At 66.8% G+C, this 17,453-nt stretch carries 14 protein-coding genes; 12 read left to right on the forward strand and 2 right to left on the reverse strand.

From position 1 onward, the window contains the following. Positions 1–408: 408 nt before the first annotated feature. The 11 genes from ABZ567_RS15530 to sbnB all read left to right on the forward strand — a co-directional run bounded on the left by ABZ567_RS15530 (position 409) and on the right by sbnB (position 14,362). The gene (locus ABZ567_RS15530) at positions 409–1,635 is read left to right on the forward strand and encodes a condensation domain-containing protein (RefSeq protein WP_360789216.1); all 1,227 of its coding nucleotides are present in this window, start codon (positions 409–411) and stop codon (positions 1,633–1,635) included. A 416-nt stretch (positions 1,636–2,051) separates the two neighbouring features. Further along, on the forward strand, positions 2,052–4,517 hold the full coding sequence (locus ABZ567_RS15535; protein WP_360789219.1) for an ATP-grasp domain-containing protein: 2,466 nt from the start codon (positions 2,052–2,054) through the stop codon (positions 4,515–4,517). Next, a complete protein-coding gene (locus ABZ567_RS15540) occupies positions 4,514–5,773 on the forward strand; it encodes an MFS transporter (RefSeq protein ID WP_360789222.1) in 1,260 nt (419 codons plus the stop codon). The genes ABZ567_RS15535 and ABZ567_RS15540 overlap by 4 nt, the downstream gene beginning before the upstream one ends. 57 nt (positions 5,774–5,830) lie before the next feature. After that, entirely contained in the window at positions 5,831–6,142 is a 312-nt protein-coding gene (locus ABZ567_RS15545; protein ID WP_360789225.1) for a hypothetical protein, read from the forward strand. Between the two features lie 23 nt (positions 6,143–6,165). Next, positions 6,166–6,858: an SDR family oxidoreductase gene (locus ABZ567_RS15550; protein WP_360789228.1), complete on the forward strand. Its 693-nt coding sequence runs from the start codon at positions 6,166–6,168 to the stop codon at positions 6,856–6,858. Continuing rightward, a complete protein-coding gene (locus tag ABZ567_RS15555; protein ID WP_360789231.1) occupies positions 6,858–8,228 on the forward strand; it encodes a fatty acid--CoA ligase family protein in 1,371 nt (456 codons plus the stop codon). The genes ABZ567_RS15550 and ABZ567_RS15555 overlap by 1 nt, the downstream gene beginning before the upstream one ends. Further along, the gene (locus ABZ567_RS15560) at positions 8,221–8,841 is read left to right on the forward strand and encodes a hypothetical protein (RefSeq protein ID WP_360789233.1); all 621 of its coding nucleotides are present in this window, start codon (positions 8,221–8,223) and stop codon (positions 8,839–8,841) included. The genes ABZ567_RS15555 and ABZ567_RS15560 overlap by 8 nt, the downstream gene beginning before the upstream one ends. A gap of 18 nt (positions 8,842–8,859) precedes the next feature. Beyond that, entirely contained in the window at positions 8,860–10,572 is a 1,713-nt protein-coding gene (gene cmlS, locus ABZ567_RS15565; protein WP_360789236.1) for a chloramphenicol-biosynthetic FADH2-dependent halogenase CmlS, read from the forward strand. Between the two features lie 189 nt (positions 10,573–10,761). Further along, positions 10,762–12,126: a cation:proton antiporter gene (locus tag ABZ567_RS15570; protein WP_360789239.1), complete on the forward strand. Its 1,365-nt coding sequence runs from the start codon at positions 10,762–10,764 to the stop codon at positions 12,124–12,126. Positions 12,127–12,420: 294 nt separating this feature from the next. Beyond that, positions 12,421–13,386 carry a 2,3-diaminopropionate biosynthesis protein SbnA gene (sbnA, locus tag ABZ567_RS15575; protein ID WP_360789242.1) on the forward strand — a complete coding sequence of 322 codons (966 nt, stop codon included), beginning with the start codon at positions 12,421–12,423 and terminating at the stop codon, positions 13,384–13,386. Beyond that, positions 13,379–14,362 (forward strand): 2,3-diaminopropionate biosynthesis protein SbnB, encoded by a 984-nt coding sequence (sbnB, locus tag ABZ567_RS15580; RefSeq protein ID WP_360789245.1) that lies wholly within the window; start codon positions 13,379–13,381, stop codon positions 14,360–14,362. Before sbnA ends, sbnB begins: the two co-directional genes overlap by 8 nt. Here the strand turns inward: sbnB and ABZ567_RS15585 are convergent. Continuing rightward, on the reverse strand, positions 14,352–15,068 hold the full coding sequence (locus ABZ567_RS15585; RefSeq protein WP_360789248.1) for a 4'-phosphopantetheinyl transferase superfamily protein: 717 nt from the start codon (positions 15,066–15,068) through the stop codon (positions 14,352–14,354). The genes sbnB and ABZ567_RS15585 overlap by 11 nt on opposite strands. Before the next feature lie 189 nt (positions 15,069–15,257). Between ABZ567_RS15585 and ABZ567_RS15590 the strand changes: the two genes are divergently transcribed. Then, the gene (locus ABZ567_RS15590) at positions 15,258–16,124 is read left to right on the forward strand and encodes a metallophosphoesterase (RefSeq protein ID WP_360789250.1); all 867 of its coding nucleotides are present in this window, start codon (positions 15,258–15,260) and stop codon (positions 16,122–16,124) included. A gap of 362 nt (positions 16,125–16,486) precedes the next feature. Here the strand turns inward: ABZ567_RS15590 and ABZ567_RS15595 are convergent, their stop codons facing one another. Next, positions 16,487–17,035 carry a tellurite resistance TerB family protein gene (locus ABZ567_RS15595; RefSeq protein WP_360789252.1) on the reverse strand — a complete coding sequence of 183 codons (549 nt, stop codon included), beginning with the start codon at positions 17,033–17,035 and terminating at the stop codon, positions 16,487–16,489. Between the last annotated feature and the right edge of the window lie 418 nt (positions 17,036–17,453).

Consider the following 17,453-nt stretch of genomic DNA (forward strand, 5'->3'; position numbering starts at 1 on the left):
GTCCTGGGGGGAATTGCTGATTCCGCTATCTCTGGCCACCGGGAAACTGTCTCGAAAAGTGGGCAGGTCTTGACCAATCTTCGATGGTGGTTCAAGATTCCTGACAGTGCCAACGGCAAATTCCCATGTCGATCCCCTCGGCACCGGCGAGCCATGCGACGAGGCTGGCCCGGAACGACTGCCGATTACCCCTTCACTTCAGCGATTCCCTGAGGCTGGGCTGCTTTGACGTGCGCCCACGTGTCAACGATGTCACATCGAATCTCAGGTGTCTGTTCCCACCTCCAGGACGGCCCTCCGCGCCTTGGAGCATTGCCTGCAACCCGATTCAACGGCACGAAAAGGCTATCCCGCATGCACGCGAATGAAGTCGCCAGGGCCCCCGTCACTTTCGGGCAGCTGTCACTCTTGCGTTCCATTCAGAACATCGACCCGCTGGCGGCCAATCTCCCCCAGGTGTGGGAGCTGCCCGCGGGAACCACCCACAAGCAGGTCGAAGAGGTCTTGACCGCCCTGCAGGAGCGGCACGAGGCGCTCCGTACGCGTTACGAGGACATCGACAGCGAGAACCCCACGCAGATCGTTCTCCCGCCGCAGCCGGTCGTCATCGCCGGCCCGCCGCAGGAGACCGAGCCGGTGAAGGCGGCGGATTCTCTCGGCGGCGAGCCCTTCGACCTCGCCATCGACCCGCCCTGGCGGATGACTCTGGTGGCCGAGAACGGTCAAATCCGCTGGCTGGCCATCTGCCTCCACCACATCGCGACGGACGGCTGGTCGGTCAACCAGTTGCAGCGGGAGTTCCTGACGCTCCTCTCCGTGGGCGTCCTCCCCGGCGGGGAGGTCCCGACGTGCCGATCGCTGGCGGAGGAGCAGTGGTCCGAGGCCAACGAGACGCGCCGGAGGTCGGCCCGCAAGCACTGGCAGAAGATCTTCGGCAAGGCGCCGACCATGGTCCGCGACGAGGCGCCCCATTCGGTCAACGGTCGCTGGGGCCGTTACGGCACCGCGGAGCAGACCGACGCCCTCCACCGGATCGCCCGGGCCTACCAGCTCTCGCTCCCCTCGGTCATCCTCAGCGCCTACTGCCGCGCCGCCGCGCAGTTCGACGGCCTGGACGAGATCATGGTCGCGGTCTTCACCAACAACCGCAGCGACCCGCGCTGGGAGAAGCTGCTCACGACGCAGGACCAGCTCATTCCCCTCGTTGTCCCCACCGACCCGGACGAGCCGTTCGGCGCCTTCGCCACCAAGGTCCACTGGGAGCTGTTCAGGTCCTACCGGCATGGTGAGTACAACGTCGACGACATGCTGGAGATCGCGGCCGAACACGGCTTCACGGGCACGGTGAACGGCTGCTTCGACGGATCGGTGAGCGGGCTCTTCACCTACTTCTTCAACTACATGGGTGAATATCAGAAGGACCAGCTCTCCATCCCGGAGGGCCTGGAGACCGGCACCACGGGCCGCAACATCGGCGCGCCGCTCTACCTCCAGGTGCAGGAGGGCGAGGCTGTCGTCTCGACGCTCCAAGAGAATTCCTCGGCGACCGATTACACGAGGATCACCGACGTCCTCCGCCTGATCGAGGAGATCCTCCTCACGGCTTCCCTGGAGGCGGATTCCCGGCCCGAGTAATGGTCGCCGGTTCTGCGACCTCCGTCGCGGCGTTGCCGACTGGCAAGGGAGAGCCGCGACGGAGCCGCTCGGCGAAACCATGGATCGCGACCATCTCGGCCATTCGTGTCCGGCGGCAGCGACCTCCGCGCCCGCCCGTGAAGACCCACTGCGAAAGGACTGGAGTAGGCGAACCGGTCGTGAACACTGTCGTTATGCGCCCCTTCTGCCGTCATCGGGTGGAGTGCAGGCGAAAGCCTTGACTATTGGATAGTGGCCTCTTCATATGCCAGGACGTCAGGACAGACGCAATGGCCGCTCGACGCCTCCGGGACGCCCGAATTCACCGCTCTTACGAACGAACCGCCGGCTGGTTCAGTCACCAGTTGCGCATCCACCCCCTGCACTGTCCTGGAGGAATAGTGTCGAAGCACATCATGATTCTGCATCAATGGACTGACTGTTTCGCGGAGTACGAGTCGTACATCGACCACGCCGCCAACACGGTCACGTACGTTGCCGCACCATGGTCGCTCGGCTCTATTCCCAGTGCAGCGGCAGCGGTGAAGGAGGTCGCAAGCACGGAGGACGCGCGCCTGCTCAGGGGCGCCGTCGAGGAGCTCGTCTCCGAGTACGGCGTACCCCACCGCATCGTCGCGCTCAACGAATCGGACCTCGACCTCGCCGCGGTCCTCCGTGAGGAACTCGGCGTCCCCGGTCAGACCCCGGCGGAGCTCGCGCCGTTCCGCGACAAGCTGGTCATGGCAGAACGCCTGACCGAGGCCGGTGTCGCCGTGCCCGCGACCGTGCACGCGGTCGACCACCAGGTGGTGCGCTCGTTCGCCGACGAGCATGGCTGGCCCGTCCTGCTCAAGCCGGCGTGCGGCACCTCCAGCATCGGCGTCACGCGCCTCGACTCCGCCGACGATCTCGCCGCGTTCGTCTTCCCGCTCGACGAGATCCTCCTGGTGCAGCCCTACCTCCCGTACGAAATCCTGCACGCCGACGGGATCAGCCTGGGGGACGGGCTCGGGCTCGGGGCCTGGCGGGCGTCGCGATACGTCAACACCTGCTTCGGCTACACCAAGGGCGAGCCGCTCGGGTCGGTCGAGATCGACGACCCGGTGCTCCTCGCCCGCATCGAGGACTTCACCACCCGGACCACCACCGCCCTCGGCGCCGGCCCTGTCGTCTTCCACCTGGAGCTCTTCGTCTCCGGCTCGCAGGACGCGCCGGAGCTGCAGTTCCTGGAGATCGGAGCCCGGCCCGGAGGGGCCGAGATCCCCTTCCTGTGGCGCGAGATCCACGGCATCGACCTCATGAAGGCCACCTTCGCGCTCCAGGTCGGGGACCCGGTTCCCGACGAGGCGCGGTCGCTGCCGCCCGTAGAGGAGACCGAGCGCGTCGGCTGGCTGCTGATGAAGACGCCGGAGGTCCGGCCGTGCCGCGTCGTCGCGTCCGAGCTCGCCCTGTCCGCCGAGGAGGGCCCGTACGAGACCGTCCGCCCGATCCGGGGCCAGACGATCGTCGCCACCCCCGGATACGAGCACGGCTACGAGAACTCCGGGGCGCGCTTCCGGTTCCGCGGGCGCTCCAGCGCCGAGGTGCTGGCGAAGGTCGAACGGACGGTCGATGCCTACGACTTCCGCTGCCGTCCCGTCGACCCGGCCGCCCCCGACCTGGTCGTCTTCGTCGGCTCCGGCGAGCGCGTCTACCGTGAGTACGCGTACCAGGCGGTCGCCGGAGGTGCCCGGATCGCCCTCGTCAGCACCTCGCAGGCGACCTGGGAGCACGAATACATCACGGCTCACCGGCAGGTCTCCGACACCAAGCCCGATTCGCTGGTGGAGGCGATCGGCGATCTCTTCGCGGAGCACGACGGCAACGTCGGCGTCATGACATGGGCCGAGGTCCTCCTGGAGGACACCGCGGCCGCGGCCGCGCGGCTCGGCATGCGCCACATGTCACCGGCGGCCGCCACGAACTGCCGGGACAAGCTCTCCACCCGGACCCGGCAGACCACCGGCCTCATCCGGTTCGCACGCGTCGACACGGAGGAGCAGGCCCTGGAAGCCGCCGAGTCCTTCGGCTACCCGGTCGTCGTCAAGCCGCGCTCGCTCGCGGGCAGCGTGGGCGTGGCCCAGGCGAACAACCGGGAGGAGCTCGTCGAGCACTTTGCCATGACCTCGGCGAGCAGCTTCCCCGGACTCACCCCGCTCGGCGGCTCGATCGTGGAGGAGTACGTCGACGGCCCGGAGATCAGCATCGACTCCGTGGTCTTCGAGGGCGAGGTGCACCCGGTGAACGTGGCGCGCAAGCGCCTCGGCTTCGAGCCCTATTGCCAGGAGGTGGGACACCTTGTCGCCCCGTGGCGCGAGGAGGAGTGGGCTGACGACGTGCGGAGCATGCTCGTCCAGACCCACCGCGACCTGGGCATCACCGACGGCGTGACGCACGCCGAGGTCCGGCTGTCGTCGTCGGGTCCGAAGCTGATCGAGCTCAACGGACGGCTCGGCGGCGACTTCATCCCCCTCCTCGGCCACCTGGCGACCGGTGTCGACCTGACGTCCGCCGCGGTGTCGATCGCGCTGGGGCACCGGCCCGACATCGAGCAGGTGCGCGACCGGTGCGTCGAGATCAGGTTCCTCTTCCCGGCCGAGGACGGGACCGTCGAGTCCGTCGACACCGCCGCTGCCGAACAGCTCGACGGAGTCGTGGAGGTGGTCCGCCTGATCCAGCCGCCCACCTCGCTCCGGCTTCCCCCGCGCGGCCTGGAGCCGCGGGTGCTCGCCGTCATCGTCGTCGCCGACAGCCCCGAGGAGTGCGGCAGCATCCTTGACAAGGCGGAGTCGCTCATCGAGATGCGGCTCACCCCGCTCGACGCACCGGTAGCCGGACGATGATCGGGAACGGCGTCAAGAAGCTGGTCAGCGATTACTCCCTCCCCGGGAGGAACCACCGCATCATCGCCTGGGGCGTCGTCGTCAACGCCTCCGGCAGCGGGTTCTACCTGACCGGCAGCACGCTCTACTTCCTGAAGGGGATAGGTCTGACGGCGGCCCAGGTCGGGATCGGTCTGACCATCGCCGGCCTCGTCGGCTTCCTGACCACCGTTCCCGTCACGCTCCTCGCGAAGCGCCTGGGCCCGCTCACTCTGCTGCGGACGCTCCAACTATGGCGCGCCGCCTGGCTCGTGGCGCTGGCCTTCTCCGACGGGATGCTGACGTTCACCCTCTGCGCCTCCATGGTGATGATCACGCAGGGCCCGATCTTCCCCATGGTCCAGATGCTCGTCAACACGACCGCCGGCAGTGCCGACCGCACCCGGATGCTGGGGGTGATCAGCTCCGTCATCAACGTCGGGATGTCCATCGGAACCCTCGCGGCGGCACCGTTGATCTCGATGGGCGGACTGCCCTGGCTGAGGTCGATCATCCTGGCCGGAGCCGCCTGCAGCGTGATGTCGTCCGTGGTGTTCCGCTTCCTGGACATCGATACCTCGTCCGCGGAGCCGAACACGCAGAAGTGGTACGCCGGACTCGTCGACGTCGCGAAGGACCGCAAGTACCTGGCGCTCTCCGCCGTCAACGGGATCCTCTTCCTGCATCCGGTACTGCTCGGCGTCGCCATCCCGTTGTGGCTCGTCGAATCGACGAACGCGCCGGAGGCCCTGCTCAGCGTCTTCCTCTTCATCAACACCGTCCTGGCCATCGTCTTCCAGGTGCATTTCGCGAAGAACATCAAGAGCACCGCGGACGGCACCCGGTCCCTCCTGCGGTCCGGTGTGGCGCTCGCGCTCTTCAGCCTGCTGCTGATTCCGTCGATGTACACCGATGTCTGGCTGAGCGTCACGATCCTGGGGGCGGCGATCCTCCTGCTCACCTGTGGGGAGCTCTTCCAGGGGGCGGGGGCGTGGGAACTGTCCATCCGCCACGCCCCGGAATCCAAGAGGGCCGAGTACCTGGGCGTCTTCAGCCTCGGTGGATCCGTCTCGAACATCGTGGGACCCGCTCTGGTCGCCGTGCTCATCACCTGGGGGGCGAAGGGAATGGTCGTCCTCGCGGCGGTGTTCGTCGTCGCGGCCGGCCTGATCGCGGCAGTGGGCGCGAGACTCGCGCAGGCCGAATCGAAGACGGAGATGGCCGAAGCGGCTCCCTGAGCGTCGCCCACCCGTCCCACCCCACCGGACATCTCTGAACCCAGCAAGGAGAAGACCATGCAGGAACGCTTGCTCAAGATCATCCTCGACGTCATCAGCGAACTGAACGAGCGGCGGGATCAGAAGATCTCCACGGACAACCCGCTGGACGTGAGTTTCTACGGGAACTCGGCCGTCTTCGACTCCATGCAGCTGGTGAACTTCCTCGCGCGCGTGGAGGAGGCGATCGAGGACGAGTTCGACGTCGAGATCTCGTTGACCTCGGAGAAGGCGGTCTCGCAGCGGATCAGTCCCTTCAGCAGCACCCGCCGGCTCATCGAGTTCGCCATCGGTGAGCTCGAGGAGGCCGGGGTCGCGACCGGCGCCTGAACGGCCGCGACACCATGACGACGATGTTGATCACCGGGACCCGCACCGGTATCGGAAAGTCCCTGGCGGAGTACTTCCTGCAGCGCGGGAACACCGTGATCGGCTGCAGCAGGCGCTCCTCCTCGATCGAGCACCCCGGGTACCGCCATTTCGAGTTGGACCTGACCGACTCGAAGCAGCTGAAACGCATGTTCCGGTCCATCCGGCAGGAGTTCGGCCACCTCGACAGTGTGGTCAACAACGCGGGCACGGCCACCATGAACCACTTCATGCTGACTCCGGAGGAGACGACTCGGAACATCTTCGAGATCAACTTCTTCGCCGTGCTCGCGTGCAGCCGCGAGGCGACCAAACTGCTGCAGAAGAGCGACCAAGCGAGCACGTCCATCCTCAACATTTCCACGGTCGCCGTCCCGTGGTCGCTCGACGGCCAGTTGGTCTATTCGGCGAGCAAGAGCGCTGTCGAACAGGCGACCCGGGTCATGAGCAAGGAACTCTCGGCCTTCGGCATCAGGGTGAACGCGCTCGGGCTGCCGATCGTCAGAACGGTGTTGACGCGGACCCTCCCCGAGGAGGCCAGGGCCAACGCGCTCGCGCGGCAGACCATCGACCGCATGTGCGAGTTCGACGACCTGGTCGGTCCGGTGGAGTTCCTGACGTCCGAGCAGTCCGGGTTCGTCACCGGCGAAACGATTTATCTAGGAGGAGTCCGCTAGTGCGCGACACATTGACGGCCCAGCTGAGGAGCCTGCACGACCGCGTCGCCGTCATCGACCGTGGCGTCAGTCATTCCTACGCGGAGCTGGCGGACGAGATCGACCGGCTGGAGTCGGTGTTCGACGCCGCCGGGATGTCCGCACAGGCGACCGTCGTCCTGCACGGGGACTTCTCCTTCTCGCAGATCGCGGCGTTCTACGCGCTGTACCTGCGCAGGAGCGTCGTGATCCCCATCGTGTCGTTCACCGAGACCACCTATGACGCTGTCCGGAACACCTGCCTCGCCGAGTTCGTCGTCGAGGTGGGCGACGAGGTGACGGTCGAGCGTTACGAGCCGGCCGGCGGTGAGGCGTCCGAGCGCCTCGGCGCCCTCAAGGCGGGCGGGGAGTCCGGTCTCGTTCTGCTCTCCAGCGGCTCGACCGGGAAGCCGAAGGCCATCCTCCACAACCTCGACGCGCTCTTCGCGGAGAAAGCCGGTGCGCCCGGGCACTTCGGTCGGACCCCGCGCAACGTCCTGCTGTTCCTGCTGGCGGACCACATCGGCGGGATCAACTCGCTGCTCGGAGTACTGCGTTCGCGGGCGAGCGCCGTTGTTCCCGCCGAGCGGACCCCCGGCGAGATCTGCTCGCTCGTCGAGAAGTACGGCATCCGGCTGCTGCCGACCAGCCCGACCTTCCTGAACCTCGTCCTGATCGGCGGGTTCCACGAGAAGCACGATCTGTCGAGCCTGAAGCTCATCACGTACGGGACCGAGCCGATGCCGGAGGAGCTCCTCAAGCGGGTGCACGCGGCGATCCCGGGGGCTCGTCTGCTCCAGACCTTCGGGACGAGCGAGACCGGCATCTCGACCACCAGCAGCAAGTCCTCCTCCAGCACCTCCTTCCGGATCGAGGACGACGGCTCCGAGTACCGGATCGTCGACGGCGAGCTCCAGCTGCGGACGAGGACCCAGTTCCTCGGATACCTGAACTACTCGAACGAGGCCGTCACCGAGGACGGCTGGTTCCGCACCGGCGACCTGGTCGAGGAGACCGGGGACGGCTACATCAGGGTCAAGGGCCGGGCGGCCGAGGTCATCAACGTCGGCGGCGAGAAGGTCCTTCCGCTCGAACTGGAGTCCATTCTCCTCGGCAGTCCCGAGATCTCCGACTGCGTGGTCTTCGGCATGCCCAACTCCATCACAGGCCAGGCCGTCCACGTCGAGGTGGTGCCGGCCGGAAACCTTGCCAAAGCCGAACTACGGCGTCACATACGGGACTTTCTCGACGGGAAGGTCGAGCCGTTCAAGATGCCGGCCAAGGTCACCATCGTCGCCCAGACGGCCTTCTCGGCCCGTTTCAAGAAGGACAGGAAGCTGAACCGTGGCTGATGTCGTACTCCTCGGTGCATCCAAGTTCGCTGCCGAAGTCGCCCGTTACGTGCGCGGCGCGGGACACGCCGTCGACCGTTTCCTCGCCCTCCCGGGCGAGGAGGTCACCGTTCCGGAAGGACAGTCGGAGGAGATATCCCGGGAGGCGCTGCCCGACGGCACCCGGGTCGTCCTGGCCGTGGCGGACATGGAGCTCCGGGCGATGGCCGTCCGGGACTACATCGAGGCGTGGAACCTCGACGCGATCAACGTGGTGGACCCCACCTCGACCGTCGAGGAAGGCGCCCTGCGGGGGATCGGGAACATCATCGGACCCGAGAACTACATCGGGGTCAACGCCACCCTCGGCAGCTTCAACGTCCTCCACTACAAGTCGAGCATCGGCAACCACTCGCACGTCGGCTCCCTGAACTTCATCTCGCCGAACTTCCACACCGGCAACACGGTCACGATCGGCTCCGGGAACTTCATCGGCATCGGCTGCCAGCTGGCACCGGGCGTGACGGTCGGCGACGACTGCCGCATCCAGGCGGGGCTCACCCTCTTCGAGGACGCCGTGGACGCCCGTTCCTACCTCGCGCCCAGCCGCATCAAGTCCCTTCCCATCCAGTAGACCCTTAAGGACATCGCCATGAACCAGCAGCGTGTGGCCATCATCGGGGCCGGCCCGACCGGGTGTGCGGCGGCCCTCACCCTGAACAAGCTCGGCCACGAGGCCGTGGTCTTCGAGCGGGGCTCCTTCCCGCGCTACCGGGTCGGGGAGTCCTTCCTGCCGGGCTCGCTCTCGATCTACAACCGCCTCGGCCTGGAGGAGAAGATCAAGGAGGCCGGCTTCCTCAAGAAGCCGTCCGCGACCTTCCTGTGGGGCAAGGGCGAGGTGCCCTGGACGTTCTCCTTCTCCACCCCGAAGACCGCGCCGTGGGTCCTCGACCACGCCATCCAGGTCGACCGCGGCGAGTTCGACCTCATGCTCGTCGACGAGGTCCGTGAGCGCGGCATCCCCCTCCACATGGACACTCCCGTGACCGCCGTGGACATCTCCGACCCTGACCGCGTCACCGTCTCGTACAAGCTCTCCGGCGAGGTCACGGAGGACTCCTTCGACTACGTCATCGACGCCGGCGGCTCCGGCGGGCCGCTCGCCCGCCAGCTGAAGAAGCGCCGCTATGACGAGTACTTCCGGAGCTTCGCGATCTGGTCGTACTTCAAGAAGGCCGACCCGTTCGAGGGCGACCTGAAGGGCACCACGTTCTCGATCACCTTCGAGGACGGCTGGGTCTGGATGATCCCGCTCAAGGGCGATGTGTACAGCGTCGGTCTCGTCGTCGACCGCTCGAAGGCCGACGAGGTCAAGGAGCGCGGCTACGAGGAGTTCTACACCTCGACGCTGGCGAAGGCCGACCGCGCCATGGCCATCCTCGACGGGGCCGAGCGCTGCGACCAGGTGCGCATCGTGCACGACTGGTCCTACGACTCGGAGCAGTACTCCAGCGGGCGCTGGTTCCTCAGCGGCGACGCCGCCGCCTTCACCGACCCGCTGTTCTCGCAGGGCGTCCAGATGGCCGCCCAGTCGGCGGTGTCCGCCGCGGCCGCCATCGACCGCCTCGGGGCTCACCCGGACGAGGCCGACACCGTGCACGCCTGGTACACCCGCGCCTACCAGGAGACCTACGAGAAGTACCACGAGTTCCTGGCCGCCTTCTACACGATGGCCTCCTTCAGCGAGCCGGACTCCGAGTTCTGGTCCAAGCGCCGGATCCGCGAGTCCGACGACGACCGGGTCGAGCGCCGTCGCTGGTTCGACAACCTGGTCAACGCGGACGACGGCTCGGGATGGTCGGCCGAGGTGTTCCGGGAGCGCGCCACCACGATGATGAGCATCGGGCGCCACCAGCGGGATGGTCTGAGCTCCGATTTCTCCGACGACGAGCTCGTCCCGGCCCGCGTACGGTGGGTGGCGAACCTGAACAAGTCGCTGCGGAAGATCACCCGGTTGGAGTGGGTGGGCGAGGAGGTCCTCCTCAAGCCCTACTACAAGATCGACCCGGTCGACTTCCGCCTCACGCCCAAGCAGGTGGTGGCGAACGAGTCCGGCCGCGAGATGGTCAAGTGGCGCCTGGACGAGCGGCACCAGAAGATCCTCCAGCGCATGCAGCAGGAGAACTTCGGCTTCAAGGAGCTGGAGAGCGAACTGGCCGGCGCCGACGGCGCCGACGTCAGTTCCCAGATCGTCATCCGCCTCTTCGAGGCCGGTCTGCTGCGCGGCTTCGACAAGAACGGCGATCCCGTCGTCATCCAGGACCGCCTGCGGTTCGACGGCGTCGGCACCGAGTACGAGGTCTAGGGTCCGCCCCGCCGCTCCCGCCGTACCCGGGCCGCGCTCCCGCGCGTCTCTCGACCGGTCCGACCTGACGCCGATGGTCGGACGGCACGGCCCATGTCTCCGCTCGGCCGTCCGGTCGCTCGGCCCCCGGCCGGAGTCCCGGAAGCGGTCACCGACCGCTTCGCACAGCCAACCTGATAGGGAATGAGTATGTCCAGATCGGTCCAGATCGCCGCAGCGGTCACGGACAAGAACCTCGAACTGGTTCTCAAGGTCCTCCCGGCCATCATCGTCATCATGGCCGTCTCCTGGGCGTGCGGCCGCCTGGCGTTGATGGTGAAGCAGCCTCGTGTGCTCGGCGAGATGGTCGCCGGCGTGCTGCTCGGCCCGACGCTCTTCGGCGCGGTGTGGCCCGATGCGCAGAAGTTCATCTTCCCGGCCGAGGTCAAGCCGATCCTCTACGTGCTCAGCACCATCGGCCTCACGCTGTTCATGTTCCTGGTCGGCGTGGGATTCGACCACAGCGGCGGCACCAACGGAAAGCAGGAGGCCAAGCGGGCCGGTCTGCTGGCGGTCTCCGGCATGTTTCCGTCGCTGTTGCTGGGCGGAGCCGTCGGCTGGCTGCTGTACGACCGTCTGTCCAAGCCCGACGTGGGTACCGTCGAGTTCACGCTCTTCGTCGGCGGCGCGCTCTCCATCACCGCCTTCCCGATGCTGGCCCGCATCCTGTACGAGCGGAACCTGCAGAACACCTCGCTGGGCCGGATGACCCTGCTCGGTGCCTCCTTCGACGACGCGGCCGCTTGGTGCTTCCTCGCCGTGATCTCGGCCATGCACGCCAACGCCGGCGGCGCGAAGGCCCTCGTGACGATCGGTCTCTCCGTCGTCTTCGTGGCCTTCATGCTCCTCGTCGTGCGCCCCCTCCTGAAGCCGTTCGGCGACCGCGTCGAGCGGACCGGCAAGTTCGGCCTCGACCAGATGTACCTGGTGCTCGGCGTCGTCATCGCGGCCGGCTACTTCACGGACTACATCGGCATCTACTCGGTGTTCGGCGGATTCGTCGCGGGTCTGGCCATGCCGAAGAACCCCGCGTTCCGCGAGGCTGTGCTCAAGCGCATGATGGAGGTCGTCAGCGTCCTTCTGCTCCCGATCTTCTTCACCTTCTCGGGCCTGAACACCCAGCTGAACGGCCTCGGCGGATGGGCCATGATCGGCCCCTTCCTGCTCATTCTCGTGGCGGGATTCATCGGGAAGTACTTCGGCTGCGGCCTCGCGCTGCGCGGGGCGGGCCTCTCGTGGCGTAAGTCCCTTGCCATCGGCGGCCTGATGAACGCCCGCGGTCTGATGATCCTGATCTTCATCAACATCGGCCTGGCGCAGGGGATCATCAACCAGGAGGTCTTCTCCATGCTGGTGCTCGTCGCCGTCATCACCACCGCCCTCGCCGTGCCGCTCTACCGCTGGGCCCTGCCCGACCGGATGGAGCGGGAGATGCTCATCGAGGAGGGCGTCACCGTGGACGAAGGCACGGAGAGCCGCGACGACGAGCGCGAACTGGTCACGGCCGCCAGGTGAACCGCTTTCCCCGGGCCGTCGAGGCCCATCGGGCCGCAGGCCGCCCCTGACCCGCCGTGCGGCAGCACAGTGGGAACGGACGCAGCGGTGTCCTAGGACGCGTGAGCGGCGGGCCTCGCGGGCTTCGAGTCCGATCTGCTGGTTGTTCCTCTTCGCCCGCGGTGTCCGCACCGCTTCCATGCCGGCCAATCGGCGCAGGTCGTCAGGGATGACGGGATGCGACATGGTGCCCCGTCATCTGTCAGGGCCCCGGCCGTTCGGCGCCTCTGCAAACGCTGTTGGAAGGATGTCCGAGTGATTTACCAGAACGCGACCGAGATCGTCCACGACGACGTTTTCCTGTCGCTCCCCGCCTTCCTGCCAGGTTCGGACGTCTTCCTGAAGATCGAGGGACTGAACCCCGCGAGCTCCATAAAGTTCAAGGCCGCGATCAACCTCGTGGAACAGGCCGAGAAGGCGGGGACCCTGGTCCCCGGCATGAACCGGATCGTCGAGTCCTCGTCGGGGAACCTCGGAATCGCGCTCAGCATCGTCTGCGCGATCAAGGGGTATCCGCTGACCATCGTCGCCGACCTGAACACGGTCGAGTCCGCGGTGCTGGCGATGGAGGCCCTGGGGGCGGACGTCGTCGTCATCGAGGAGCCCGACGCGAACGGGGGGTTCCTCCACAAGCGCCTGGCCTTCGTCGACGACATGCTGAAAGCCGATCCGTACCTGGTGTGGCTCAACCAGTACAAGAGCCGGGCCAACGTGGAGGCGCACAAGGACACCACGGCCCTGTCGATCGACCGGGAATTCGGCCCCATCGACTACCTCTTCGTGGGTGTCGGTACGTCGGGAACGCTGATGGGCTGCCTGGAGTACCGCCGCGAGAACCGGCTGTCACACCACGTCGTCGGTGTCGACGCCGAGGGCTCGGTGACCTTCGGCGGCAGTTCCAAGCGCCGCTACATCCCCGGGCTCGGTTCCAGCCGGCTGCCGGAGATCTACTCCGACGACGGCAGCTTCCGCAAGGTGCTCGTCCCTGAGCACGAGAGCGTGGCCCAGTGCCACCACGTCGCCCGTGCGTACGGCCTCCTGGTCGGGGGATCGACCGGCACGGTGCTCGCGGGGGTGCGACGCATGCGGGACGAGATACCTGCCGGCTCCCGGGTCGTCGCCATCTCCCCTGACCTGGGGGACAAGTACCTCTCCACCATCTACTCGGAACAGTGGTTGAACGACCACCCGACCCTGATCAAGGAACTCAGCAATGTCTGACTTCATCGTCGTCGCCGGCCCTGACATCGCCGGCATCCTCGTCGGCGACAAGGCGAAGGTCCGGGACATCGTCGCGTCGACCTACCGCCTCCACGACGCCGGCGACACCATCAACCCGGACAGCTACTTCCTCCGCTTCCCCCACAAGCCCAATTCGCGGGTCATCGCCCTGCCCGCCTACATCGGGGCCGATGTCAACCGTATGGGCATCAAGTGGATCTCCAGCTTTCCGGACAACCTGTCGCGCGGCATCCCGCGGGCCTCGGCGGTGCTGATCCTCAACGACTTCGAGACGGGCCGTCCGCTGGCGTGCCTGGAGTCCGCGCACATCAGCGCCGCCCGTACGGCCGCGTCGGCGGCGGTCGCGGCGGAGAAGCTGTGCACGGGCGCCGGCATCACGGTGGGCGTCGTCGGCACCGGGGTGATCGCGTCCACCATTCTCGACCACCTGCACAGTTCCACGGTCGACATCGCGAACGTCATCGCCCATGACCTCGACCACGAGCGGATCGCGGGATTCGCGGAGCGGGTGCGCGCGGAGATCGGCCTCGACGTCGATCCGGTCGGGCTCGACGCGGCCCTGAAGGCCGACCTGGTGGTCTTCGCCACCACGGCGGGCGAACCGTACGTGGACGCCGACCACCGGTTCACGCCGGACCAGGTAGTCCTCAACGTCTCGCTGCGCGATCTGCCGCCCGAGGTCATCCTGGCCTCGACCAATCTCGTCGACGACGTCGAGCACTGCCTGAAGGCGAACACCTCCCCGCACCTGGCCGAACAGGCCTCTGGCAGCCGTGAGTTCATCCACGGCACGCTGGGCGGGCTGCTGAACGGAACGGTCGACGTCCCGAGCGGGAAGCCCGTCATCTTCTCCCCGTTCGGACTGGGCGTGCTCGACATCGCCGTCGGCAGCTACGTCATGGACCGCGCACTCGAAGCGGGCAAGGCCACCGTCATCAACGGCTTCATCGAATAACCGCCGAGGTCACTATGTGCCCCTCGCATGCGGGGCCGCTGACCGCCCACCGGCCGAGAACCGCAGGCCGTGTGGGCGTCGCGGTCTCCGGAAGGTCCTGTTGCAGATCCGCAGTGAAGGTCGCGGCGGTCGGGTCGATGGATATCGTGCAGTCGCGGAGGTCGAACCACCGCTGGGTCAGCGGGAACCAGGCCTTGAAGACGCTCTCCTTGGCACTGAACAGGACCCGGTCCCAAGCCACCCCCGGGTGCTCCGAGTGCAGGGCGGCCAGGCGGTCCAGCTCGTCGTGGCAGGCGATCCTGCCGAGGGCCGGCGTGGGGAGGCGGTCGTGGGGTTCGGCGTCGATGCCCAGGGCGAGGACGTCGGCGGTGTCCGCGACGGCGGCGGCCCGGTATCCCTCACAGTGGGTCAGGCAGCCGGTGTACCCCGGCGGCCAGGTCGGATACTGGACCAGGAACTCAGCACCGGTCGCGGTGGGGATCAGCGGACCGGGTGGTGCGCCCATGGAGGCCAGGGCCTGGCGAGCACACCACCGGACGTCCCGGAATTCGCGGTGACGGGCCGGGGTGGCTCCGGCGATGTATTCCTCTTCGGTGGGGAACAGCGTGATTTCATGGCCGGTCGCCCATGATTCCACTCCTGCGACGCCGGCAGGAAGGACTTGGGAGATGAGGCCCGCAGTCGGGCTTCCCGCAGAGGGGTTCATGGAATCGGAGCCTAAGTGTCCGGTGATTAATAGGGGGTGCGCGAATCCCTGATCCCCGCAGAGCTCAAATGTCCGCAGAGCTCTGCGGTAATCGTACTGTATTGGCTGCAACCACGAACTGAGATATCTACCCGGACCGGTTCACCGCGTGTCCTCGCGGTGCCATTCCGTGCGAAGAGGAGGCGAGAGGTGACATCGAAGGCCGACGGTGCCAGGCAGCTCTTGGCCATCAGCGACCTCCACATCGGCTACGAGGAGAACCGCGCTCTCGTCGAGCAAATGCGCCCCAGCTCTGACGACGACTGGCTGCTCGTGGCTGGGGATGTCGCCGAGACCACAGCTGACATTCACTGGGCCCTCAAGACACTGGCGAGTCGTTTCCGCAAGGTCGTCTGGGCTCCGGGAAACCACGAACTGTGGACCCCTCCGCAGGACGCCGTCACCCTGCGTGGCGCCGCCCGCTACGAGTATGTGGTGGACCTGTGCCGCGAACTGGACGTGACCACCCCGGAAGACCCGTATCCGGTCTGGGACGGGCCTGGCGGTCCAGTTGCCGTGGCACCGCTGTTCCTGCTGTACGACTACAGCTTCCTGCCGGCCGGCTGCATCAGCAAGGATGAGGGACTGGCCTATGCGCGAGGCACTGGCATCGTATGCAGCGACGAGTACCTGCTTCACCCCGATCCCTATCCGAGCCGCGAGGCCTGGTGCCGGGCCCGGGTCGCCGAGACCGAGCGCAGGCTTGCTGAACTCCCTGGCGATCTGCCTACCGTCCTCGTCAACCATTACCCGCTGGATCGTCATCCCATGGATGTTCTGCGGTACCCCGAGTTCTCCATGTGGTGCGGCACGCGGCTGACCGCCGACTGGCATCGCAGATTCCGTGCGGTCGCCATGGTCTACGGCCATCTCCACATCCCGCGGACCACCTACCGCGACGGTGTCCGCTTCGAGGAGGTGTCCGTGGGGTATCCGCGCGAGTGGCGCACGCGCCAGGAATCACCGGGAAGACTGCGCCGCATCCTGCCGATGGAGATGGGCCGGTCGTTCTCGTAGGAGTGGGGTCGGGCAAGAGGGTGTCTTGTCCGAGCTCACCTCCTCGTCCGTACGCCGCTCCGAAAAGATCGCGAAGACCGGGACCGGCGGCGTAATAGGCCGTCAGGACCGCGCCGCCGCCAGCTTTTTGGGGGCGATACGGATCCGGTCGAGGCCCAGGGGGTACGGGAGCGAGGCGGCGGCGCTCCTGGCCTCGGCGAACGCCTACATGGAACGTCCCGCCTCACCGCCGAGGCCGAGAGCGAGAACGATGGTCTCGAGTCCTTCCTGGCTTCTTTTCGGGTCACCGGACGGCATGACGGCCGTCCGGCTCGCCTGATGTGCCTCAGCGTCAGCCGCCTCGGCTCCGGACCGCGGACGGATCAGAGCTGGAACTCGGCGGGAGACAATCCCAGCACCGCGCAGGCTTCCCGGATGATCATCTGCTCGGGCTGGGAGACATCGCCGTCGGCCCCGGCGATGACGATGCCGGTCTGGATCACGGCCCTCGCCTCCGTCGGCTTCTTGGCGGTCTTGGCGATGTCCTGCATCGCCTCGGCCTTGCCCTGCTGGAAATCGTGCGTCAGCTGGTCCACGTGCTTGTTGAAGCGCTGGCGCAACTGCTCCGGCGGGAAGTTCTGCAGCACCTCGTTGCTGAGGATCATCGACTCCACGTGCTGCCGTTCGGCGGGATCCACATGCCCGTCCGCAGCCGCGACCAGTGCGCACATCGCCATGCTCGCGTCCCGGTACGCGCCGCTCTTCAGCTCGGTCTTGAGGGAGCCGAGCTGCGTCTTCAGCGCGCTCACCAGCTGGGCGCGGGAACCACCGCCCGACCTTGCGCCGCGGCTCGATCCGGGGGTAGCGCCGTGCCCGCGCTGGGCCTGCTGCAGAGTCTGGGCCTGTTCCTTGAGCCGGTCCCACATTGCCATTGACGTCACCCTCGGCATTCCACTGAGTCGGTCGCGCCGCTCGCGCGTTCACCTGAACAACGGCCGCTGCCAGGCAAAGGTTCCGCAAAATACAACCCTCTGCTGCGAGAGGAGCCGTCCTGCTGCTCCCTCGGCGCGTCATCGGCATCCTGGCCGCCATCGGTACCGCGCTGAGATTCCGTCCGAACGTTGCACCCCGGTGCATCAATAACTGTGTTCGCGAAGGGAGAGTTCAACGGCCCATGCGGTGAGAGTTATTGCGGCAACGGTCGGAGTTGAATTATCCGGCGCACATATGCCGTCCCGGCGTGCTACTGTCGATCTCAGTTGCAGTTGTGGTTCCCGAAACTTCAGGTGCCCCCACTCGGTTTCTGCCGATGGGAGCACTTTCGTATGTCCGGTCTTTTCCGGCGGGGTG

It is taken from the genome of Streptomyces sp. NPDC016459 (genome assembly GCF_040632845.1).
In the GTDB taxonomy this organism is placed as follows: Bacteria; Actinomycetota; Actinomycetes; order Streptomycetales; family Streptomycetaceae; genus Streptomyces.